The sequence below is a fragment of the Streptomyces sp. NPDC005266 genome (assembly GCF_040607655.1).
GTDB lineage: Bacteria > Actinomycetota > Actinomycetes > Streptomycetales > Streptomycetaceae > Streptomyces.
The window spans coordinates 79,913-101,193 of record NZ_JBEXHC010000013.1 but is presented as its reverse complement, the minus strand read 5'-3'; the positions used below and the strand labels follow the sequence as shown (position 1 = coordinate 101,193).

Annotated in this window: 21 protein-coding genes and 2 tRNA genes; 21 read left to right on the top strand and 2 right to left on the bottom strand. The window is 72.0% G+C overall.

Going from position 1 to position 21,281, the window contains the following annotated elements; translation table 11 throughout:
- The first annotated feature begins 61 nt into the window (after positions 1-61).
- The 3 genes from ABZU99_RS22785 (at position 62) to ABZU99_RS22775 (ending at position 3,303) form a co-directional block, all read left to right on the top strand.
- Positions 62-1,360, top strand: coding sequence for a glutamate-5-semialdehyde dehydrogenase (locus tag ABZU99_RS22785; RefSeq protein ID WP_355944044.1), 1,299 nt, complete (start codon positions 62-64; stop codon positions 1,358-1,360).
- Between the two features lie 106 nt (positions 1,361-1,466).
- Positions 1,467-2,105 (top strand): hypothetical protein, encoded by a 639-nt coding sequence (locus ABZU99_RS22780; RefSeq protein ID WP_355944042.1) that lies wholly within the window; start codon positions 1,467-1,469, stop codon positions 2,103-2,105.
- A gap of 121 nt (positions 2,106-2,226) precedes the next feature.
- Entirely contained in the window at positions 2,227-3,303 is a 1,077-nt protein-coding gene (locus ABZU99_RS22775; RefSeq protein ID WP_355944040.1) for a hypothetical protein, read from the top strand.
- Between the two features lie 73 nt (positions 3,304-3,376).
- Here ABZU99_RS22775 and ABZU99_RS22770 read toward each other — a convergent pair whose 3' ends face one another.
- Complete coding sequence (locus tag ABZU99_RS22770; RefSeq protein ID WP_355944038.1) at positions 3,377-4,567, bottom strand: M48 family metallopeptidase; 1,191 nt, start codon at positions 4,565-4,567, stop codon at positions 3,377-3,379.
- 108 nt (positions 4,568-4,675) lie between these two features.
- Here ABZU99_RS22770 and ABZU99_RS22765 point away from each other — a divergent pair, with 108 nt between their 5' ends.
- From ABZU99_RS22765 to ABZU99_RS22685, 17 genes are all read left to right on the top strand, one after another.
- Complete coding sequence (locus tag ABZU99_RS22765) at positions 4,676-4,825, top strand: hypothetical protein (protein ID WP_355944095.1); 150 nt, start codon at positions 4,676-4,678, stop codon at positions 4,823-4,825.
- A 127-nt stretch (positions 4,826-4,952) separates the two neighbouring features.
- The gene (locus ABZU99_RS22760; RefSeq protein WP_355944036.1) at positions 4,953-5,120 is read left to right on the top strand and encodes a hypothetical protein; all 168 of its coding nucleotides are present in this window, start codon (positions 4,953-4,955) and stop codon (positions 5,118-5,120) included.
- 59 nt (positions 5,121-5,179) lie between these two features.
- Positions 5,180-5,791 (top strand): nicotinate-nucleotide adenylyltransferase, encoded by a 612-nt coding sequence (gene nadD / locus ABZU99_RS22755; RefSeq protein WP_355944034.1) that lies wholly within the window; start codon positions 5,180-5,182, stop codon positions 5,789-5,791.
- Positions 5,792-5,804: 13 nt separating this feature from the next.
- Positions 5,805-7,562, top strand: a complete 1,758-nt coding sequence (locus ABZU99_RS22750) for an LCP family protein (RefSeq protein WP_355944032.1) — start codon at positions 5,805-5,807, stop codon at positions 7,560-7,562.
- Positions 7,563-7,680: 118 nt separating this feature from the next.
- On the top strand, positions 7,681-8,115 hold the full coding sequence (gene rsfS / locus ABZU99_RS22745; RefSeq protein ID WP_355944030.1) for a ribosome silencing factor: 435 nt from the start codon (positions 7,681-7,683) through the stop codon (positions 8,113-8,115).
- A gap of 8 nt (positions 8,116-8,123) precedes the next feature.
- Positions 8,124-8,765, top strand: coding sequence for a histidine phosphatase family protein (locus ABZU99_RS22740; RefSeq protein WP_355944028.1), 642 nt, complete (start codon positions 8,124-8,126; stop codon positions 8,763-8,765).
- 72 nt (positions 8,766-8,837) lie between these two features.
- Positions 8,838-8,910: transfer RNA gene (locus ABZU99_RS22735), tRNA-Ala, on the top strand.
- Positions 8,869-9,675, top strand: coding sequence for an MFS transporter (locus ABZU99_RS22730; RefSeq protein ID WP_356046330.1), 807 nt, complete (start codon positions 8,869-8,871; stop codon positions 9,673-9,675). Before ABZU99_RS22735 ends, ABZU99_RS22730 begins: the two co-directional genes overlap by 42 nt.
- Before the next feature lie 79 nt (positions 9,676-9,754).
- Entirely contained in the window at positions 9,755-9,913 is a 159-nt protein-coding gene (locus ABZU99_RS22725; RefSeq protein WP_355944024.1) for a hypothetical protein, read from the top strand.
- Positions 9,914-9,918: 5 nt separating this feature from the next.
- On the top strand, positions 9,919-10,152 hold the full coding sequence (locus ABZU99_RS22720) for a hypothetical protein (RefSeq protein ID WP_355944023.1): 234 nt from the start codon (positions 9,919-9,921) through the stop codon (positions 10,150-10,152).
- Between the two features lie 103 nt (positions 10,153-10,255).
- Positions 10,256-10,328 (top strand) — tRNA-Ala (locus tag ABZU99_RS22715).
- Positions 10,329-10,607: 279 nt separating this feature from the next.
- The gene (leuS, locus tag ABZU99_RS22710) at positions 10,608-13,484 is read left to right on the top strand and encodes a leucine--tRNA ligase (protein WP_355944021.1); all 2,877 of its coding nucleotides are present in this window, start codon (positions 10,608-10,610) and stop codon (positions 13,482-13,484) included.
- Between the two features lie 133 nt (positions 13,485-13,617).
- Positions 13,618-14,304, top strand: a complete 687-nt coding sequence (locus tag ABZU99_RS22705; protein ID WP_355944019.1) for a hypothetical protein — start codon at positions 13,618-13,620, stop codon at positions 14,302-14,304.
- Positions 14,305-14,376: 72 nt separating this feature from the next.
- Positions 14,377-15,222 (top strand): DegV family protein, encoded by an 846-nt coding sequence (locus tag ABZU99_RS22700; RefSeq protein WP_355944017.1) that lies wholly within the window; start codon positions 14,377-14,379, stop codon positions 15,220-15,222.
- Positions 15,223-15,354: 132 nt separating this feature from the next.
- A complete protein-coding gene (locus tag ABZU99_RS22695) occupies positions 15,355-16,410 on the top strand; it encodes a ComEA family DNA-binding protein (protein ID WP_355944015.1) in 1,056 nt (351 codons plus the stop codon).
- Positions 16,407-19,196: a ComEC/Rec2 family competence protein gene (locus tag ABZU99_RS22690; RefSeq protein ID WP_356046292.1), complete on the top strand. Its 2,790-nt coding sequence runs from the start codon at positions 16,407-16,409 to the stop codon at positions 19,194-19,196. Before ABZU99_RS22695 ends, ABZU99_RS22690 begins: the two co-directional genes overlap by 4 nt.
- A 96-nt stretch (positions 19,197-19,292) precedes the next feature.
- Positions 19,293-19,961 carry an O-methyltransferase gene (locus tag ABZU99_RS22685; protein ID WP_355944011.1) on the top strand — a complete coding sequence of 223 codons (669 nt, stop codon included), beginning with the start codon at positions 19,293-19,295 and terminating at the stop codon, positions 19,959-19,961.
- A gap of 6 nt (positions 19,962-19,967) precedes the next feature.
- On the opposite strand, the gene ABZU99_RS22680 is transcribed toward ABZU99_RS22685, so the two are convergent.
- A complete protein-coding gene (locus ABZU99_RS22680) occupies positions 19,968-20,213 on the bottom strand; it encodes a hypothetical protein (protein WP_355944089.1) in 246 nt (81 codons plus the stop codon).
- Between the two features lie 77 nt (positions 20,214-20,290).
- Here ABZU99_RS22680 and holA point away from each other — a divergent pair, with 77 nt between their 5' ends.
- Positions 20,291-21,277: a DNA polymerase III subunit delta gene (gene holA, locus ABZU99_RS22675; protein ID WP_355944009.1), complete on the top strand. Its 987-nt coding sequence runs from the start codon at positions 20,291-20,293 to the stop codon at positions 21,275-21,277.
- The last annotated feature ends 4 nt before the right edge of the window (positions 21,278-21,281 follow it).

The following is a 21,281-nucleotide window of genomic DNA, read 5'->3' as shown; positions in this document are numbered from 1 at the left end:
TGCCATCTCGAAGAGCGGAATTGCGAGGGGGTTCCGGCCCCCGGCTCAGTAGGCTGCCCGCATGACCAGCGCACCCACCTCGCCGCTCACCGACCCCTGGCCGAAGTCCCCGGTCCTCCAGGCCGCCTACCGGTCCCGCGCCGCGGCCGCCGATCTCGCCCCGCTGCCGCGTGCCGTCAAGGACGATGCGCTGCTGGCGATGGCCGATGCGCTGGAGGTGCGCACCAAGGAGATCGTCGAGGCCAACGCGGTCGATGTGGAGCGGGCCCGCGAGGCCGGCACCAGTGAGGCCATCATCGACCGGCTGACGCTCACCCCCGAGCGGGTGCGGGCGATCGCCTCCGACGTCCGGGACGTGATCGCGCTGCCCGACCCGGTCGGCGAGGTGGTGCGCGGCTCGACGCTGCCCAACGGGATCGATCTGCGGCAGGTGCGGGTTCCGCTCGGCGTCGTCGGGATCATCTACGAGGCCCGGCCCAATGTCACGGTGGACGCCGCCGCGCTCTGCCTGAAGTCCGGCAACGCCGTACTCCTGCGCGGCTCCTCGTCCGCGTACCACTCCAACTGCGCGCTGGTGAAGGTCCTTCGGGACGCCGTCGGCGGGGCCGGGCTGCCCGCGGACGCCGTGCAGCTGGTGCCGGGGGAGAGCCGCGAGTCGGTGCGGGAACTGATGCGCGCCCGGGGCCTGGTGGACGTGCTCATTCCGCGCGGTGGCGCCGCCCTGATCCGTACCGTCGTGGAGGAGTCCACGGTCCCGGTCATCGAGACCGGCACCGGCAACTGCCATGTGTACGTGGACGCCCAGGCCGACCTCGACATGGCGGTCGAGATCCTGGTGAACTCCAAGGCCCAGCGGCCCAGCGTGTGCAACGCGGCGGAGACGCTGCTGGTGCACCAGGACATCGCCGCGGAGTTCCTGCCGCGCGCGCTGGACGCGCTGGCCGCGGCCGGGGTCACGGTCCACGCCGACGAGCGTGTCCGGGCCCACGCCGAGGGCTCGAAGGCCACGGTGGTCCCGGCGACCGTGGAGGACTGGGAGACCGAGTACCTGTCGTACGACATCGCGGCGGCCGTAGTGGACTCGCTGGACGCGGCGGTGTCGCACATCCGCCTGTGGTCCTCCGGGCACACCGAGGCCATCGTCACAAGCTCCCAGGCGGCCGCCCGCCGGTTCAGCCGGCTGGTGGACTCCACGACGGTCGCCGTGAACGCCTCCACGCGGTTCACCGACGGCGGCCAGTTCGGCTTCGGCGCCGAGATCGGCATCTCCACCCAGAAGCTGCACGCCCGCGGCCCCATGGGCCTGCCCGAGCTCACATCGACGAAGTACATCGTCACCGGCGACGGCCACACCCGCTGACTCACCCGTTCGGGGGATAGCCGATTCCCGGCGGTCCGGGGGCGGATCTTCCCCCGAATACCATTTCGCCCTGCCCAAATTGACCCGTCCGGTCTACTCTGAATGGGTGCCGGACGACGTGGGGGGCAAGCCGTTCCCGGACGGCGACGAGCCCGACGACCGCGGCCACGGGGAGGCGAACGACGAGTTCGCCACCGTGGTCTTCGACGAGGACTTCGTACGGGCGGCCGCGATCCATGAGCCCACCGCCATCGAGCGGATGCTGGCCGCCGCCGAGGCCCGCGCGGAGGCTGAGGCGTCACGGCGCCGCACCGCCGGCGTACCCCCCGAGGACGAGCTGTTCGAGGACGGTTACGGCCCGGACGGTGACCTCGACTTCGCAGACGGCCCGTACGGCTACGACGACACGGATTTGGACGGGCGCTTCGGCCCCGGCCGGGACCCGGACGGCGTCTACGGCCCCTATGGGCGCTACGGCAGCGCCGGGCGGCCCTATCGCGGCCATGCCCGCTGGCACCGCCCGGTGGCCTGGCTGCTGGCCGTTCTGATGGGCATCGGGGTGGTCGCGCTGGCCTTCACCGCCGTCTACCGGGGCGCCTCGGGCAACCGCCAGGAGCCCGCCCCGCCGCCCGCCACCACCGGTGTCGACGGCTCGCCCGCCGGGCGGCGGCCGGGCGATCCACCGGCCTCGACGTCGGCGGAGTCCGGCGCACCGCGCGCTTCCGTCGTCCCACGGTCGCCGTGACCGCGGCCGGCCCGATGCGCGCCGGCATGCCGTGCCCGGTGCGGCGTTTCCTCCCGCGGCCGTCCCAAGGTGTGGAGTACCACCGCGTTTACCGGCGCCCTCGGCGACCTACTCTTGAGGTATGACCGGGCGTGGAGACCCTCCCGAGGGGACACCCGAAGGCGTCCCGGGAGGTGGTGAGGACGAATATCGCTCCGTCGTTTTCGACGAGTCGTTCGTTCGCGCTGCCCGGCTTCAGGAGTTCTCCGCTCAGGAGCGCATGGGCGACCATGCGCGGGCGGTGCGCAGCCGCCACGCCTGGGCCAGGGCCGGGGCGTCACGCCAGGCCGTCGTCCTCATCCTGCTGATCGCCGTCGCCTTCGCCGCGGCCGTCTACATGGGCGTACGCCACCCCTATCAGGCCCCTCAGCCGCAGACGGTGGAGCCGCTGCACAGCAGTGTGATGCCGCTGGCGCCGCGCGGTGAGGTGCCCGGCGGGCTGCCGGCGGAGCTGTTCCGCAACAGCCCGGCCGCCGAGTTCCGCACCGGCGCGGAGGGGGTCACCCTGCCCGGCGTCCGCCGCACCCAGACCTTCTCCGAGAGCCAGGTGATGGCGGCGCTCACCACGGCCAAGGAGTACCTGTTCAGATCCGCCATCGACCCCGGTGTGCTGACCGGCGGCCCGGTGCAGGCGGTGCGGCTGCTGCTCGATCCGGACCAGCAGGACCAGTTCGACCGGAGCTTCGAACACCCGGTCGACGACGGTCGGCATGCGGCCGTCGGCTGGCTGACCCGCTTCAACCCGGCCGAGGTGACGCTCGCCGACTCCCCGGTGCGGGTCCAGGGCACCCTCGCGGTCGCCGAGCGCGGCCCCGCGACGCTGGAGGTCACCGCCGACCACACCTTCGTCTATGCCGTCCAGCGGGCCCATGAGCGGGGACCGGACCACGCCTCGCTGTTCACCGTGCGCCGCGAGACGCGGTTCCGCTTCGACCGGGACGATCTGCGCGACCACCATCTGGAGCTGGTGCAGAGCGCCGTGCTGGCGGGCCCGCAGGCCTGTGCCTCGAACTCCTCCGGCTATCTGCGGCCGCTGCTCGCCGGGCAGACCGCCAAGAACGACGCCCCGACCGGTACCGACCCGTACGCGACGGGCCGGACCACGGTCTCGCTGTGCGGCGTCCTCGCCCCCGGCACCCAGCCACGGATGAACGGGTAGCCCGAAGGAAGCCCGAAGGAAGCCCGAGGAAGCCCGAGGAAGCCCGAGGAAGCCCGACGCCCGCCCGGGGCCCTCAGCCCTTCGGCGGGGTGTCTCCGGGCTCGTCGTCCCCCCGCTCGTCGCCCCCGGGCGGAGTACGGCCCTCCGGGCCCTCCCGGCCCTCGGCGTCATCGTCACGCGGCGGCGTCTCCGCCGATGTCTCCCCGCCCGGCCTGCCGCCGCCCGTGAACCGGTCCCGGAGCTTGCTGCCCAGGTCCCCGGCGCCGCCCGCCACGTCCCGTACGAACGCCATCAGCGGGTCCTTGCTGCTGCGGACCGACTCCGCGTAGTGGTTCGCGGACTCCCGGAAGGAGTCGCTGACCGAGGTGTCCTTGTCCCCGTCGCGCCGCGGGTAGTGCCCGTCCATGAGCCGCTGGTAGTCACGGGTCGCGGCCCACTTCTTGAGCTCGGCGGCGCGCACCGTGGTGAAGGGGTGGCTGCGCGGCAGCATGTTCATGATCTTGAGTACGGAGTCCCGCAGATCGCCGCTGGACTCGTACTCCTCCGCCTGCTCGAGGAAGGCGTCCACATTCATCTCATGGAGGTGATGGCCGCCCGCCAGCTTCATCAGCCCGCGCATCGAGGCCCGCAGATCCTGCCCGACCAGCAGCCCCGCGCGGTCCGCCGACAGCTCCGACTTGCGGAACCACTCGCGCAACGCCGTCACCAGGGCCAGCACCGCCACATTGCCCAGCGGGATCCAGGCGACCTTCATCGCGAGATTGGTGAGGAACAGCAGTATCGTCCGATAGACGGAGTGCCCCGACAGCGCATGGCCCACCTCATGGCCGATGACCGCCCGCATCTCCTCCTCGTCGAGCAGTTCGACCAGCCCGGTGCTCACCACGATGATCGGCGCGTCCATGCCGATGCACATCGCGCTCGGCTGCGGATTCTGGGTGACGTACATGGCCGGGACCCGCTCCAGGTCCAGGATGTAGCAGGCGTCCCGCAGCATGTCGTGCAGATGGGCGAACTGCCGCTCGCTGACCCGCACCGAGTCGGACAGATAGAGCAGCCGCAGACTGCGCTCGGGCAGCAGGCCGCTCATCGCCTTGAAGACGGTGTCGAAGCCGGTCAGCTTGCGCAGTGCGACCAGCGCGGAGCGGTCCGCCGGATGCTCGTACGCGCGGGAGGAGATGCCCGGAAACCGCCGCCGGGCACGTCCGGGCAGATGCTCCCGGGCACCTCCGCCCTCGCCGCCGGTGTCATGAGTGTCACTCATCTGGCCCCCTTGTATCGGTCGCTCCGCTCGCCGAGCTGCCCCGGATGGGCCCCGTCCCCCGGCGGACCCCAGCCTAGGCCCTGACCCCCGGGGGGTTAGCGTGGAGACATGCCCGATATGACTGGCCTCACCGAAGTCCTCGCCGCCACCTCGAAGAACGACGGACCGGGCGCGCTGCTGCGCACGATCATCATCGTCGGCGTCGTGGGAGCCGTACTGCTCGCATGGTTCCTGCTGCGGGGCTACAAGCAGGACTGAACCCAGGACTGACTCCCAGGACGGGCACAGGGGCCGGTACCAGGACTGAGATCGGCACCGGAATCCGGCTCGCATACGATGTGGCGGACGAGACGCGACGCCTAGACCCGGATAGGTACTGCCTGCCATGAGCGCTTACACCACCGCCGCCCATGCCCTGACCACGCTCGCGGCCGAGGGCGGAGAGCACACCGACACCCACCCGAGCATCACCCCCTACATGACCGGTGGCGGGGCCCTGGTGATTCTCCTCCTGCTGCTGTGGATCACCACGCGCTTCAATCGGGACCGCTGACCTGGGCGATTGCCTCTATGGGTCCCGGCTCCGGGCCGGGCCCAGTAGGGTCTGCACGCATGGAAGAGCAGAAGGCGTCCGGTAAGCGGCGGCTCGGTGTGATGGGCGGGACGTTCGACCCGATCCACCACGGTCACCTGGTCGCGGCGAGCGAGGTGGCGTCGCAGTTCCACCTGGACGAGGTGGTGTTCGTGCCGACCGGGCATCCGTGGCAGAAGAGCCACAAGAAGGTGTCCCCGGCCGAGGACCGCTATCTGATGACGGTCATCGCGACCGCGTCGAATCCGCAGTTCTCGGTCAGTCGTATCGACATCGACCGCGCCGGGCCGACGTACACCACCGACACGCTCCGGGAGCTGCGCGCGTCGAACGGTGACGCGGATCTGTTCTTCATCACCGGCGCCGACGCCCTGGCCCAGATCCTCACCTGGCGCGATGCCGAAGAGCTCTTCTCGCTCGCCCACTTCATCGGGGTGACCAGGCCCGGGCACATACTGGCCGACCCGGGTCTGCCGGAGGGCGGGGTGTCGCTGGTCGAGGTACCCGCGCTGGCGATCTCGTCATCGGACTGCCGGGCGCGGGTCGCACACGGTGACCCCGTCTGGTACCTGGTGCCGGACGGCGTGGTGCGCTACATCGACAAGCGCGAGCTGTACCGGCACGACTGCTGAAGGGGTACCCCCGGTGAACGACGGACAGGACTCGTACGACCCGTACGCTCAGGATCCGTATGCCCAGGAGCCGCAGATCTACGGCTATGACGCCTATGGAAGGCCGGTCTACCAGCCGCAGGCGGCGCAGCAGCAGTACGACCCGTACGAACAGCAACAGCAGCAGCAGCAGCAACAGCAGCAGCGGTACGGACAGCAGCAGGACGGGTACGGCTACGACCCGTACGCACAGCCGCAGCACACTCAGACGCAGCAGTACGACCTCTACGCCCAGCAACAACAGCAGCAACAGCAGTACGGTCAGCAGCAACAGCAGCAACAGCAGCACGGTCAGCACCAACAGCAGGGCTACGGCTACGACTACGCGCCCACCGTCCCCCCGCAGCGCGAGTCGAACCCCTACGAGGAGCTGAGCCCCGAGGCGATCCGGGAGCCGCAGCGGCAGCCCCGGGGCGAGGCCGAGGCGGCCCCCCAGCAGGAGCGGACGGGACCGAAGGGGCCCGAAGAGGACTACCGCACCGAGCAGTTCTCCTTCGTCGAGGAGCACGACGAGGAGTCCTCCGACGTCATCGACTGGCTGAAGTTCGCCGAGACCCGGTCCGAGCGGCGTGACGAGCGCAAGCGCAAGGGCCGCAACCGCGTGGTCGCGCTGGTCGTGGTCCTGGTCCTCGCCGCGGCGGGCGGCGTCGGCTATCTCTGGTACGCGGGCAAGCTCCCGGGGTTGTCCGGCGACGGCACGGACCAGGCGGCCGCGGGCGGCCCGCAGAAGCGCGATGTGATCGTGGTCCATCTGCGCGAGACCAAGGGCGGCCGCACCTCCACCGCGCTGCTGGTGGACAACGAGACCACCAGGAAGGGCACCACTGTCCTCCTGCCGAACTCGCTCGCCGTCTCCACCGAGGACGGCGCCTCCACCACGCTCGGCAAGTCGGTGACCGACGAGGGCTCCGACTCCACCCGCGACTCCCTGAGTACCCTGCTGGGCTCGAAGATCCAGGGCACCTGGCGGCTGGACACGCCGTATCTGGAGAACCTCGTCGAGCTGGTCGGCGGCATCACCCTGGACACCGACGCCACTGTCCCCAGCCCCCAGAAGGGCGAGGACCCGCTGGTCAAGCGGGGCAGGGAGCAGATCCTGAGCGGGCAGGCGGCCGTGGCGTACGCCACCTACCGGGCCCCGGGTGAGGCGCAGACCAAGCAGCTGGCGCGGTTCGGGCAGGTCATGCACGCGGCGCTGAGGAAGGTCTCCAGCGATACGAAGGGGGCCACCAGCACCGTGGAGTCGCTGGCCCAGATCCCCGACCCGTCGCTCTCGGAGCAGCAACTCGGCGCGTCGCTGGCGAAGCTGGCCGGTCAGGCGAAGAGCGGTGAGTACGACACCGCGATGCTGCCCGTCCAGCCGGACGGGACGCTCAGCACCCAGGCGACCGACCACGTGGTCAAGGACATCCTCGGCGGCACGGTCAAGAACACCGACAAGGACACCCCGCCGCGGGTGAGCGTGAGCAATGCCGGAGGCACGGAGGACGCCTCGGGCTCGGCACGGGTTGCGCTGGTCAACGGCGGTTTCACGGTGGTCGCGGCCACCGAGGCGGGCGGCACGCCGCGGTCGGCCTCCACGGTGACCTACGCGGACGCCGCACAGGCGGCGCAGGCCAAGGAGGTCGCCAAGACCCTCGGGCTGCCCGCGAGCGCGGTCAAGAAGGGCAAGGGCGCGGCCAACGCGGACATCACGGTCGTGCTCGGCTCGGACTACGACAGCCAGGGCTGACCGGTACGGGCGGCCGCTCCCGGGCGGCCGCCCCTGCCATGGCCCACCGGGCCGGCGGTGGGGCGTGAGACCCTTGATGTGCCAGACCTTTGAGGTACCACCGACCGAAAGCCTTCCTGTGACCGCCACGGACCGCTCCCTCGAGCTCATCAACGCCGCCGCCCAGGCGGCCGCCGACAAGCTCGCGCACGACATCATCGCGTACGACGTCAGTGACGTGCTCTCGATCACCGACGCCTTTCTGCTGGCCTCGGCCCCCAGCGACCGCCAGGTCAAGTCGATCGTCGACGAGATCGAGGAGCGGCTGAACAAGGAGCTCGGCGCCAAGCCGGTGCGCCGCGAGGGCGACCGTGAGGCCCGCTGGGTGCTGCTGGACTACGTGGACATCGTGGTGCACGTCCAGCACAGCGAGGAGCGGGTCTTCTACGCGCTGGAGCGGCTGTGGAAGGACTGCCCGCAGTTGAAGCTGCCCGCCGATGCCGAGGCCACCCGCGGCAAGGCGGAGGAGCATGCGCAGGCGGCGGACGGCGGCCCGGGCGGTGAGCTGAGCTGAACGGCACCATGAGCGGCCGTGACCGTCGCATAGTCCTGTGGCGGCACGGCCAGACCGCCTGGAACATCGAGCGCCGCTTCCAGGGCACCCTGGACATCGAGCTGACCGACACCGGGGTCGCCCAGGCGCACCGGGCGGCCCGGCTGCTGGCGGGCCTGAAGCCGGACGCGATCATCGCCTCCGACCTCAAGCGGGCGGCGGCCACGGCCGCCGAGCTGTCCGGCGTCACGGGCTTGCCGGTCATGCATGACGCGGCGCTGCGGGAGACCTACGCGGGCGAGTGGCAGGGGCTCACGCACGACGAGATCATGGAGCGATTCGGCGATCAGTACGCGGCCTGGAAGCGCGGCGAGCCGGTGCGGCGCGGCGGCGGTGAGCTGGAGACCGAGGTAGCCGACCGGGCGGCCCCGGTGGTGCTGGAGAGCGCCGAGAAGCTGCCGGACGGCGGCACGCTCGTGGTGGTCAGCCACGGCGGCACCATCCGCACCACCATCGGGCGGCTGCTGGGTCTGGACCCCCGGACCTGGGAGGCGCTGGGCGGTCTGTCGAACTGCTGCTGGTCCGTGCTGGGGGAGAACACACGGGGCTGGCGGCTGCTCGAGCACAACGCCGGGTCGCTGCCCGAGCCGGTGCTCGGCGACGACGACTGAGCGGATTTCCTTTTCCGGCAGGTCACCGGCTATGCTCCTTCTCGTTCGAAGCGCTCCGGCGCGGAGAACGGCGGGGCTATAGCTCAGTTGGTAGAGCGCCTGCATGGCATGCAGGAGGTCAGGAGTTCAATTCTCCTTAGCTCCACGGTCACGATCCCGTCTCCCTCACAGGGAGGCGGGATCGCTGCTTTTCGTGGCCCTCCCCGCCGCTCTTTCCGCCCGTATCTCGGAGAGCGGCCGGGCGTGCACGGAGCAGCCGAGCAGCGGGTCATGGATGGTGCGCAGCATCTCTCCCCCACGTCCCCCGTGTCCCCTTCGTCCCGTCCCCCGGTCAGGCGCTGTGGTGGGGATGGCGGCCAACGCCGGCTTCATGTTCGCCATGACGCTGCATGTGCAGGGCGGACTCGGCTACAGCACGCTGCGGGCGGGGCTGACTTTCGCGCCCACGGCTGTCGCGTTCGGCGTGGTGGGCCTCAACTGGCAGCGGCTGCCCGCCCGATGGCAGCCCCTCGCCGCACCGGTCGGCTTCACCCTGGCGGCCGTGTCGATCGCGGCGGTCGGCCTCGCCCTGCGCGACGGCACGGATGGCGGGCCATGGCTCTACGCCGCCCTGGCCGCCGTCGGCGTGGGCCTCGCCCTGGGCTACAGCCCCGTGCTGACGCGGACGTTGGCTACCGTGCGGCAGCAGGACGCGGCGGACGCCAGCGGGGTCCTGGTGACCTCGGCTCAACTCGGCCTGCTCATCGGCGTCGCGGTCTTCGGGGCGGTGTTTTTGAACAAGGCGGATGATGCGGTGCCCGGTGCGGGTGGCTCCGCGGACACCCTGTGGGTGACCTGCGTCGCACTGGCCGGGGCCGCGTTGTGCGGGGCACTGCTGAGTCTGGTGAGACGTCTGGGGCATCTCCGCTGACCTGGGCGTCGTCCCGTGGCAGAATCGGCACCGCCGGAGGGGGATGGGGCCCGATAGTCCGATGGGGAGGGCAGGTGGGATGCCGACCAGCATCCTCGATGCGATCGAGGACCTGTCCGACGAGGCACGGGCAGGCGTCGCCTGCCCGTCCTGCGGCTCCGGCAATGTGGCTCAGGTCCTCGGCGACAACGGCGGTGTTTCCTACGTGTGTACGGCCTGCGGCCACAGCTGGAGCTGAGTGACATGGGAGCTCACAGCAGGAAATGTGACTGGTGCGGCGGCGGCACACCGATCGTCCGCGACATGGAGCCGCTCAACTCCGACTACCAGTACTGGTGTGCGGAGTGCGCCCGGGCATTGATCATCAAGGGCGATCCCATCGAGACCTACCGGGAGCTGGAAGGGGAGCCGATCTACGGTCGGCTCCTCGACGAGCACTGCACGTTGAAGCGTTTCTATTCGTTCGCCACGGCGTAACAGGCTCCGCTCCGCGCCCCGCGACAATTGATTTGGCGGAAGGCCGGGCCGTCCGTGTAATGTAGGCGATGCCGCCGAGGGGAACCGGAGCGGAGCGAGATCTGGGGCTATAGCTCAGTTGGTAGAGCGCCTGCATGGCATGCAGGAGGTCAGGAGTTCAATTCTCCTTAGCTCCACCCCATGAAGAGACGGGCCGTCCGAAAAGGGCGGCCCGTCTCTCGTTGTCTGTGGCACAGGTCACCACGGTGCGGGCCGTTGTCGCCCTGCGGTAACCTGGGCCCATGCGTGCCGTACGCCTTCTGCTTAGCGGGCCGCGCTGACTGAGCCGACCGAGATCATCACCGGTCGGCATCAGCGCGGCGTCCCCTCCTGTGCGAGGGGCCTTTTTGTTTCGGAAGCGAGCGGGATCCGTTGCGTTACCGCAGGCAGAGACGACCGATGGAGCTTTGAGGACCATGAGCGAGACCAATGCCGCAGCCGAGGTGGCCGCGCCGCACCGCTACACGGCCGCGCTGGCCGCTGATATCGAAGCCCGATGGCAGGACTTCTGGGATGCGGACGGCACGTACGACGCGCCCAACCCGAGCGGCGATCTGGCCGGCGACCCCGAGGCCGTCGCGCGGCCCAAGAAGTTCGTCATGGACATGTTCCCGTACCCCTCGGGTGCGGGACTGCACGTAGGCCATCCGCTGGGCTATATCGCCACCGATGTCTACGCCCGCTACCACCGCATGACGGGCCACAACGTCCTGCACACCCTGGGCTTCGACGCCTTCGGCCTGCCCGCCGAGCAGTACGCCGTGCAGACCGGCACCCACCCCCGGGTGAGCACCGAGGCCAACATCGAGAACATGCGGCGCCAGCTGCGCCGCCTGGGCCTGGGCCACGACCCGCGCCGGTCTTTCGCGACGATCGAGCCGGACTACTACAAGTGGACCCAGTGGATCTTCCTGCAGATCTTCAACTCCTGGTACGACCCGGCGGCGCAGAAAGCGCGCCCGATCGAGACCCTGGCCGAGCAGTTCGCCTCCGGTGAGCGCCCGACCCCCGACGGCCGCCCCTGGGGCGAGCTGACCGAGGCCGAGCGGGCCGACGTCCTGGGCGGCTACCGCCTGGCCTACGCCTCGGACGCGCCGGTCAACTGGTGCCCCGGCCTGGGCACCGTGCTGGCCAATGAGGAGGTCACCGCCGAAGGCCGCTCCGAGCGCGGCAACTTCCCGGTCTTCAAGGCCAAGCTGCGCCAGTGGAACATGCGGATCACCGCCTACGCCGACCGGCTGCTGGAGGACCTGGACGCGCTGGACTGGCCCGAGGCCATCAAGCTGCAGCAGCGCAACTGGATCGGGCGCAGCGAGGGCGCCCGGGTGGACTTCCCCGTGGCCGACCACCCCGACGCCAGGATCACGGTCTTCACCACCCGCCAGGACACCCTGTTCGGTGCGACCTATATGGTCCTCGCGCCCGAGCACGGCCTGGTGGACGAAATCGTCCCGGCCGCCTGGCCCGAGGGCACCCACGACGCATGGACCGGCGGCCACGCCACCCCGGCCGCGGCCGTCGACGCCTACCGCAAGCAGGCCGCGGTCAAGTCGGACGTCGAGCGGCAGGCCGAGGTCAAGGAGAAGACCGGCGTCTTCACCGGCGCGTACGCGATCAACCCGGTCAGCGGGGAGCCGGTGCCGGTCTTCATCGCCGACTATGTGCTGATGGGCTACGGCACCGGCGCGATCATGGCCGTTCCGGCGCATGACACCCGTGACTTCGCCTTCGCCCGCGCCTTCGAATTGCCCATGCGCTGCGTGGTCGAGCCGTCGGATGACCGCGGCACCGACCCGTCCACCTGGGACGACGCCTTCGCCTCGTACGACGCCCGCATCATCAACTCGACGTCCGACTCCGTGTCGCTGGACGGGCTGGGAGTCACCGAGGCCAAGGCGCGCGTCACCGCCTGGCTGGAGGAGCGGTCCATCGGTGAGGGCACCGTCAACTTCCGGCTGCGCGACTGGCTGTTCAGCCGGCAGCGCTACTGGGGCGAGCCCTTCCCGATCGTCTACGACGAGGACGGCGTGGCCCATGCGCTGCCCGAGTCGATGCTGCCGCTGGAGCTGCCCGAGGTCGAGGATTACTCGCCGCGCACCTTCGACCCCGACGACGCCGACACCTCCCCGGAGACCCCGCTGTCCCGGAACGAGGAGTGGGTCGATGTGGTGCTGGACCTGGGCGACGGGCGCGGTCCGCGGCCGTTCCGCCGCGAGACCAACACCATGCCCAACTGGGCCGGCTCCTGCTGGTACGAGCTGCGCTACCTGGACCCGCACAACGAGGAGCGGCTGGTCGACCCGGAGGCCGAGCGCTACTGGATGGGGCCGAGCGAGGGCCGCCCCACCGGCGGTGTCGACCTGTACGTCGGCGGCGCCGAGCACGCGGTGCTGCATCTGCTGTACGCCCGGTTCTGGTCCAAGGTGCTGTTCGACCTGGGACACATCTCCTCGGCCGAGCCGTTCCACAAGCTGTACAACCAGGGCATGATCCAGGCATACGTCTACCGGGACAGCCGCGGCATCGCCGTCCCCGCCGCCGAGGTCGAGGAGCGCGACGGGGCGTACTGGTACCAGGGCGAGAAGGTCAGCCGGCTGCTGGGCAAGATGGGCAAGTCCCTGAAGAACGCCGTCACGCCGGACGAGATCTGCACCGAGTACGGGGCCGACACGCTGCGCCTGTACGAGATGGCCATGGGCCCGCTGGACGTCTCGCGTCCCTGGGACACCCGCGCCGTCGTCGGCCAGTACCGGCTGCTGCAGCGGCTGTGGCGCAATGTCGTCGACGAGAACACCGGTGAGGTCACCGTCGTCGACGCGGAGCCCGACGAGGCCACGCTGCGCGCCCTGCACAAGGCCATCGACGGCGTCCGGCAGGACATGGCGGGCCTGCGCTTCAACACCGCCATCGCCAAGATCACCGAGCTGAACAACCACGTCACCAAGGTGCGTGAGGTGCCCCGCTCGGTCGCCGAGGCCCTGGTGCTGCTCATCGGGCCGCTGGCCCCGCACATCGCCGAGGAGCTGTGGCACAAGCTGGGCCACACCACCTCGGTCGTCCATGAGCCCTTCCCGGTCGCCGACCCGGCGTATGTCGTGGACGAGACCGTGACCTGCGTGGTGCAGATCAAGGGCAAGGTCAAGGCGCGGCTGGAGGTCGCCCCGTCGGTCTCGGACGAGGAGCTGGAGGCGCTGGCGCTGGCCGACCCGGCGGTGGTGGCGGCGCTGGACGGCGCGGACATCCGCAAGGTGATCGTGCGGGCGCCGAAGCTGGTCAATATCGTTCCGGCCTGATCGATCGCGTTCGTCGTATCAGGGATCTCACCTACGTGCGGGCCGGGGGTTTCACAGGAACCCCCGGCCCGCCCGGTGCGTTTAAGGTGGGAGGACGCGCCGCTGCCGTGACCGACGCCCCGAAGGAGCGCCCATGGAAGCTCTCTGGGTCCTGTTGCTGTTTTTCCTGCTGTTCGTCACGGCGGGGGTATACGCGACCGTGCGGACGGTCCGCGCCGCCAAGCGGGGCATCGACCGCACGGTGCACCAGGCCCGCCGCACGGTGGAGGACACCCGGCTCCGCGCCAGACAGCTCGCCCAGCCGGGCGCGGCCGGCGAGCTCGCCGAGCTGCGGCTGTCCCTGCGCACCTCGATGCGCGCCACCGAGCAGGCGCTGCAGGCCGCCGCCCCGCAAGACCGGTCCCTGTCGGAGTCGTTGGGCCTGTTCCGGCGGCTGAGCGCACACGGCCATGAGCTGGACGACGAGCTGAAGCGGCTGGAGCAGGAGCCGGACAAGGCCCGTCTCGGGTCCCTCCTCCCCGAGCTCCGGGAGCGTACCCAGCGGATCACCCACTCCGCGGACTCGCTGCGCTGGGCGGCGCGGGACCGGGCACAGCGGTTCGCGCAGGACGATCTGGACGCGCTGGGGCGGGAGATCGACATGGAGGCGGGGGCGCTGCGGCACTGGACGTCGGAGCCGCGGGAGCCGGGGGCGACGTCCGAGCCGCCCTCGCGGGGCACGGCGCCGCAGCCACCCCCACTGGGCACGGCGCCCCGGGCGGAGGGCTATGTGTGGCAGAAGCCCTGGCAGAAGTCCGCCCGCCCCGAGAACACGGCCTGACCGGTACGGCCATTGATCATCCCGGTGGGGTCGCGCTGTCGGCTCGGCGCTTCCCCCGATAATCTCGCTGTCATGTCCCGCCATGTCGCGATCGTGACCGATTCAACGGCTTACTTGCCGCAGGAGGCGGTGGAAAGGCACCGCATCACCTCCGTGCCGCTGACGGTGGTGCTCGGGGACCGGGCACTGGAAGAAGGCACCGAGATCTCGGCCCGCTCCCTCGCGCAGGCATTGCAGAAGCGCCGGCCGGTGACGACTTCCCGGCCCAGCCCCGAGACGTTCGCGGCCGCCTACCGCGCCGCCGCCGCGCAGGGCGCGACGGGCATCGTCTCCCTGCATCTGTCGGCCGAGATCTCCGGCACCTACGACGCGGCCGTACTCGCCGCCCAGGACGCGCCCGTACCGGTGCGGGTGGTCGACAGCGGAATGGTCGCCATGGCGCTCGGCTTCTGCGCCCTGGCGGCGGCCGAGACCGCGGATGGCGGCGGCGCGCTGGACGAGGCCGTGGCCGCGGCGCGGAAGCGGGCCGACGGCACCGCGGCCTACTTCTACGTCGACACCCTCGACTATCTGCGGCGCGGCGGCCGCATCGGCGCGGCCCAGGCCCTGCTCGGCTCCGCGCTCGCGGTCAAACCGCTGCTCCAGCTCGACGAGGGACGGATCGAGCTGCGGGAGAAGGTCCGCACCGCCTCGAAGGCCATCGCCCGGCTCGAAGAGATCGTGGTCGAGCGGGCCGGAAAAAGCCCGGTGGACATCGCGGTGCAGCATCTGGCGGCGGGCGAGCGGGCCACGGCGCTCGCCGAGCGGCTGCGGGAGCGGGTGCCGGGACTGCGGGAGCTGTACGTCAGTGAGGTGGGCGCGGTCATCGGGGCGCACACCGGGCCCGGGCTGCTGGGCGCGGTGGTCTCGCCGCGGTAGCGCTGGGCAGCGGCTCGGCTCACCCATCCGTCTCACCCATCCGTAGGGCCGAGTTGTCCACAACCTGTGAGTTATCCCCGGGAATTGGGGCATCTCGGCAGGATCGGCCGGGCATGTCTACCGTCGGGTGGCATGAGGTCACGAACACGCACAGTCACCACGGGGCCCGGGCGCGGCCGTCACCGCGACACCGGGGCGGGCTGCCGCCCGCCGTCCGGCCCCGGCTCGGTCCGCGCAGGGGCCGGGAGCCGCATCCGCGGCGTCCACCGCCACACCCGACCCACCACCTCCTTACCCGCTACCCGCGCCGCGGCCCTGCTCCCTGCCCCGACGCGGCCCCCGCTCATGGGCAGCCGGGACGGGCCGAAGGCCGAAGGCGAGCGGGCCACGCCGCGATGGGCGGTGGCGGCGGACGAAGTTGAGCCCCTGTCCGCTGACGATGCGAAGGATTCCGCGCACGGCGAGGACGTGGTGGCCGGCGGAGACGGTGGTGCCGCACTGCGCCGCCGTGACCGGGCGCGGCTGGCGGTGCGCGAGCGGCTGCCGCTGTGGCTTCAGCTGCGCTGCGGTATCGAGCTGAGGACCCTCGCCGCCCTGGCGGTGGCCCTGCTGGTCGCCGTGGCCTTCGCGGCGTACCACTTCTGGACCGGCCGCCCGCAGACCGTGCGGGCGCCGGACCCGGAGCCCCCGCGCGCGGCGCCCGTCAAGCCCGGCCCGACGCCCGGGGCGAGCAGGTCGGTCGTGGTCGATGTGACGGGCAAGGTCCGGCGTCCGGGGCTGCGGAAGCTCCCCACCGGGGCGAGGGTCGCCGACGCCATCGAAGCGGCTGGCGGCGCACGGCCGGGCGCGGACATGCACGGGCTCAACCGGGCCCGCCCGCTGGTGGACGGGGAGCAGATCGTGGTCGGCGCCCCGGCGGGCGGACCGCCCGCCACCGGCGCGCCGAACCCCTCGGGCGTGCCGGGTGCGGCGACCGGACCGCAGGGCGTGCCCGGCGGCACGGTCAGCCTCAACTCCGCCACGGCCGAACAGCTCGACACCCTTCCGGGCGTCGGCCCGGTGCTGGCCCAGCACATCATCGACTACCGCACCCAGCACGGGGGTTTCCGCACCATCGACGAGCTCCGCGAGGTCAACGGCATCGGTGACCGTCGCTTCGCCGATCTGCGCCCCCTGGTCCGTCCATGACCGCCACACAGCGCGCCTTGGTCCACGCTGCCGCCGCGTCACCCCACGGGGCGGCCGACCCACGCCAGGAGGGCCCGGCCGACCTCCGCCTCGTCCCACCCGCCCTGGCGGCCTGGGCCGCCGCGGCCCTGGCTCTGCACGCCTCAGCCCGGACGGTGGCTGTGACCTGCACCATCGCCTGCCTGACGGCCGCGGCACTGCTGTACGTGGTTCGCCCCCGTCACCGAGCCGACCCGGCTCCCGGCGGGCGCGGCGGCACCCCTGGCCCCCACGGCCCGCCACCATCCCGGCCGCACGGCACCCGGCCCGGCGGCCGGAGGCCGCCAAAGCCACCGCCGTCCTTGCCTCCCGGCGCGGCGCCCGGTGTGGGGGAGGGCGGGGGAGGCGCCACTGGCGACCGCCCGCCGCCCGCACCACCGCCCTCCCCGTATCCGGCCGCGCCTGGGGCGCGCAGGCAGTCGGTCGGCCCGCGGCGGCTCGCTGCCGACGGTGCCCAGGCGCCGCCGTCACCGCACGGCGCCCGGCGGCGAAGGCGGCGGGCGGTGGGCACCGTGGTGGCGGTGTTGCTGTGCGGCGCCGTGGCGGGGGCGGTCGCCGCGTCGCATGCGGCGGATGTGCGCAGCGGACCGGTCCCTGCCCTGGCCCGGGAGTACACCCGGGCCGGCGCCGAGGTGACGGTCACCGGCGACCCCCGGCTCACCCGGCCCCGGGTGCGGGGAGCCGCTGCGGCGCCCGCGTCCGTGGTCATCGAAGCCGAGGTCAGCCGGGTCAGCGGGCCCGACGGGACCATGACCGCCACCCGCGCCCCCGTGCTCCTGACCGTCCATCCGGGCGCCCGGAAGCGGCAGGCGGCCTGGCTCGGGCTGTTGCCCTCCACACGCCTGCGCGTCCACGGCCGTCTGGCGCCGCCGCTGCGCGACGGTGACCGGATCGCCGCCATGGTGCGTGTCGGGGGCGGTGGACCGCCGCGCGTCATCGGCGCGCCCAGTGCGCTCCAGCGGCTGGCCGGACGGCTGCGCGCGGCCCTGCGCACCGCGACCGACGGGCTCTCCCCGGACGCGCGGGCGCTGCTCCCGGCGCTCGTCGTCGGGGACACCTCACGGGTGCCGCCCGATCTCGACGAGGCGTTCCACGCCACGGACATGGTCCATCTGATGGCCGTATCCGGCAGCAATCTGACGCTCGTGCTCGCGCTGCTGACCGGACCGCCCCATCTCGCCGCACGGGCCGAGCGTCGAGGTCTGGCCGGCGCGCTCGGGATCCGGCTCCGGACGACCGCCCTGCTCGGGGGCGGGCTCACGCTCGCCTTCGTCATCGTCTGCAGGCCCGAGCCCAGCGTGCTGCGGGCCGCCGTCTGCGGGCTGATCACGCTGCTCGCCATCGGCACGGGGCGTCGCCGGTCCCTGCTCCCGGCCCTGGCGGCGGCCGTCCTCGCGCTGGTCCTCCACGACCCCTGGCTGGCCCTGAACTATGGGTTCCTGCTCTCGGTGCTGGCCACCGGTGCGTTGCTCACCTTCGCGCCCGCGTGGAGCCACGCCCTGTGCCGTCGGGGCCTCCCGCCCCGGCTCGCCGAGGTGCTGGCGGCCGCGGCGGCGGCCCAGGCGGTGTGCGCGCCGATCGTGGTGGTGATGGCCGCGCGGGTGAGCCTGGTCGCGATCCCCTGCAACCTCCTCGCCGAAGCGGCGGTCGGCCCGGCCACCGTCCTCGGCTTCGCCGCGCTCGCGGTGGCTCCCCTGGCGCCCCTGGCCGCCGAGTGGATCGCCTGGCCGGCCGGGTGGCCGGCCCAATGGATCGCCGGTGTGGCTCGTACGGGTGCTGGGCTGCCCGGGGCCGAGATCGGCTGGCCGGACGGCTGGACCGGCGGGCTGCTGCTGGCCGCCGTCACGTCGGCCGTCATCCTCCTGGGCCGCCGACTGCTGCACCACCGCGGGCTGTGCGCCGTCTGCGCGCTGCTTCTGCTGCTCGCGATCGTCCGCCCGGCACCCCTGGCCCGCGTCATCACCGGCTGGCCGCCGCACGGTTGGCGGATGGTGGCCTGCGACGTCGGCCAGGGCGACGCGCTCGTCCTGGCCGCGGGCCCCGGCACCGCCGTCGTCGTGGACACCGGCCCCGAACCGGCGGCGATCGACCGCTGTCTGCGGACCCTGGGCGTCGTCCGGATCCCGCTGCTGATCCTCACCCACTTCCATGCCGACCACGTGGCCGGGCTGACCGGCGCGCTGCACGGCCGCGCGATCGGCGCGATCGAGACGACCAGTCTCCAGGAGCCGCCCGGCCAGGCCGAGTTCGTACGGCGCCGGGCGGAGGCGGCGCACATCCCGGTGGTCGCGGCGGCGCCGGCGGAGCGCCGCCACCTCGGCGGTCTGTCCTGGGAGGTCCTGTGGCCCGGGCCGCCGCCCGCCCTGATCGCGGAGGACGGGCCGAACGACGCCAGCGTGACCCTCCTCGTCCATACGGCGGGCCTGACCCTTCTCCTCCTCGGCGACCTGGAGCCCCCCGCCCAGCAAGCCCTCCTGGCGGCGCACCCCGCCCTCCCCGAGGTGGACGTCCTCAAGGTCGCCCACCACGGCTCGGCCTACCAGGACCCGCATTTGCTGCGCCGCCTCAGCCCACGCCTCGCCCTCATCTCCTGCGGCGCCGACAATCCCTACGGCCACCCCTCGCCGCGCACCATCGCGTCCCTGCGCACCGGGGGAGCCGCCGTCCTGCGGACCGACACCGACGGCGCCATCGCGGTAACGGGCCCCGACGTCGCGTGGACGGCGGGAGCCGGAGGACGGTGGTGAGCCGGAGCTCGGGTTGTCCGGATTTCGCTTCCTTGCCCTCGCCGTGGAGAGTAAGTTCCCATTTGGAACTTAGTCGGCTCCGAGAGGAAACACCCCATGTCCCAGGCGAGATGGACCGAGGTCGACACCTACTTCAACGCCCATCTGGCGCCGTCGGACCCGGCCCTGGACGCGGCCCTGGACCTCAGCGAGGCAGCCGGTCTGCCGCCGCATCAGGTCGCCCCCAACCAGGGGAAGCTGCTCCAGTTGCTGGCCCGGATCCAGGGGGCGCGCACCGTGCTGGAGATCGGCACACTGGGCGGCTACAGCACCATCTGGCTGGCCGGGGCGCTGCCCGCCGACGGGCGGCTGATCTCCCTGGAGGCCGATCCGGGGTGTGCGGAAGTGGCGCGGGCCAACGTGGCACAGGCCGGTCTCGCCGACATCGTCGAGATCCGCACCGGCCCGGCGCTGGAGTCGCTGCCGCGGCTGGCAGAAGAGGGGCACGGCCCGTTCGATGTGGTGTTCATCGACGCCGACAAGCCCAGCAACCCCGACTATCTCAAGTGGTCGCTCCGGCTGACCCGCCCCGGCAGCCTGATCATCGCCGACAACGTGGTGCGCGATGGGGAGGTGGCGAACCCGGACAGCACGGATCCGCGGGTCCAGGGAGTCCGGCGGTTCACCGAGCTGGTCGCCCAGAACCCCCGGCTGACGGCCACGGCGGTGCAGACGGTCGGCGAGAAGGGATACGACGGTTTCGCGCTCGCACTGGTCACCGGCTGAGCGGGGTCACTCGTCCTCCAGCCAGCCCTCGTGCTCCTCGGCGAACGCGTCCAGCCCCGCCGCGTCCAGTCGCCCGGCCGGATCCTCGATCACCACCAGCCACTGCGCGTCCTCGGCGTCGTCCTCCCCGGCCAGCGCGTCCCGCACCAGCTGGGGCTCCTCGGTGACGCCGAAGCGCTCGGACAACGCCTCGGCCACCCGCTCCGCCGCGTCCCGGTCGGGCAGCACCAGGACGTGCCGTACGCCGTTCAGTCCTCCGTCGATCACCGGACCATTGTCCGGCATCCGCGAGGCTGGGCTGTCGGTGGGCCGTGGGATGCTGGACCGCGATGGCCAGGAAGACGACGACCGACGATCCGCTCGCCCCGGTGACCCTTGCCGTGGGCCAGGAGGAGCTGCTGCTCGACCGCGCCGTGCAGCAGGTGGTGGCGGCGGCCCGAGCAGCCGACCCCGACACCGATGTGCGCGACCTCACCCCCGACGCGCTGCAGCCCGGCACCCTCGCCGAGCTCACCAGCCCGTCGCTGTTCGCGGAGCGCAAGGTGGTGGTGGTGCGCAACGCCCAGGATCTGTCGGCCGACACGATCAAGGATGTGAAGGGCTATCTCGGTGCCCCCGCCGAGGAGATCACTCTGGTGCTGCTGCACGCCGGCGGCGCCAAGGGCAAGGGGCTGCTGGACGCCGCCCGTAAGGCCGGGGCGCGCGAGGTGGCGTGCCCGAAGATGACCAAGCCGGCCGACCGCCTGGCGTTTGTGCGGTCCGAGTTCCGCACCATCGGCCGGTCCGCGACACCGGAGGCGTGCCAGGCGCTGGTCGACGCCATCGGAAGCGATCTGCGCGAGCTGGCCGGCGCGGTCTCGCAGCTCACCGCCGATGTCGAGGGCACCATCGACGAGGCCGTCGTGGGCCGGTACTACACGGGCCGGGCCGAGGCGTCCAGCTTCACCGTGGCCGACCGCGCGGTCGAGGGGCGCGCGGCCGAGGCGCTGGAGGCGCTGCGCTGGGCCATGTCCACGGGGGTGGCCCCGGTGCTGATCACCAGCGCCCTGGCCCAGGGCGTCCGGGCCATCGGCAAGCTCGCCTCCGCCCCGCGCGGCGCCCGCCCCGGCGATCTGGCGCGTGAGCTCGGCATGCCGCCCTGGAAGATCGACCGGGTCCGGCAGCAGATGCGCGGCTGGTCGGCGGACGGGGTGGCGGTCGCGCTGCGCGCGGTCGCCGAGGCCGACGCGGGGGTCAAGGGCGGCGGAGACGATCCGGAGTACGCCTTGGAGAAGGCGGTCGTCACCATCGCCCGCGCCGCCCGCGCCCGTCGTTGACCAG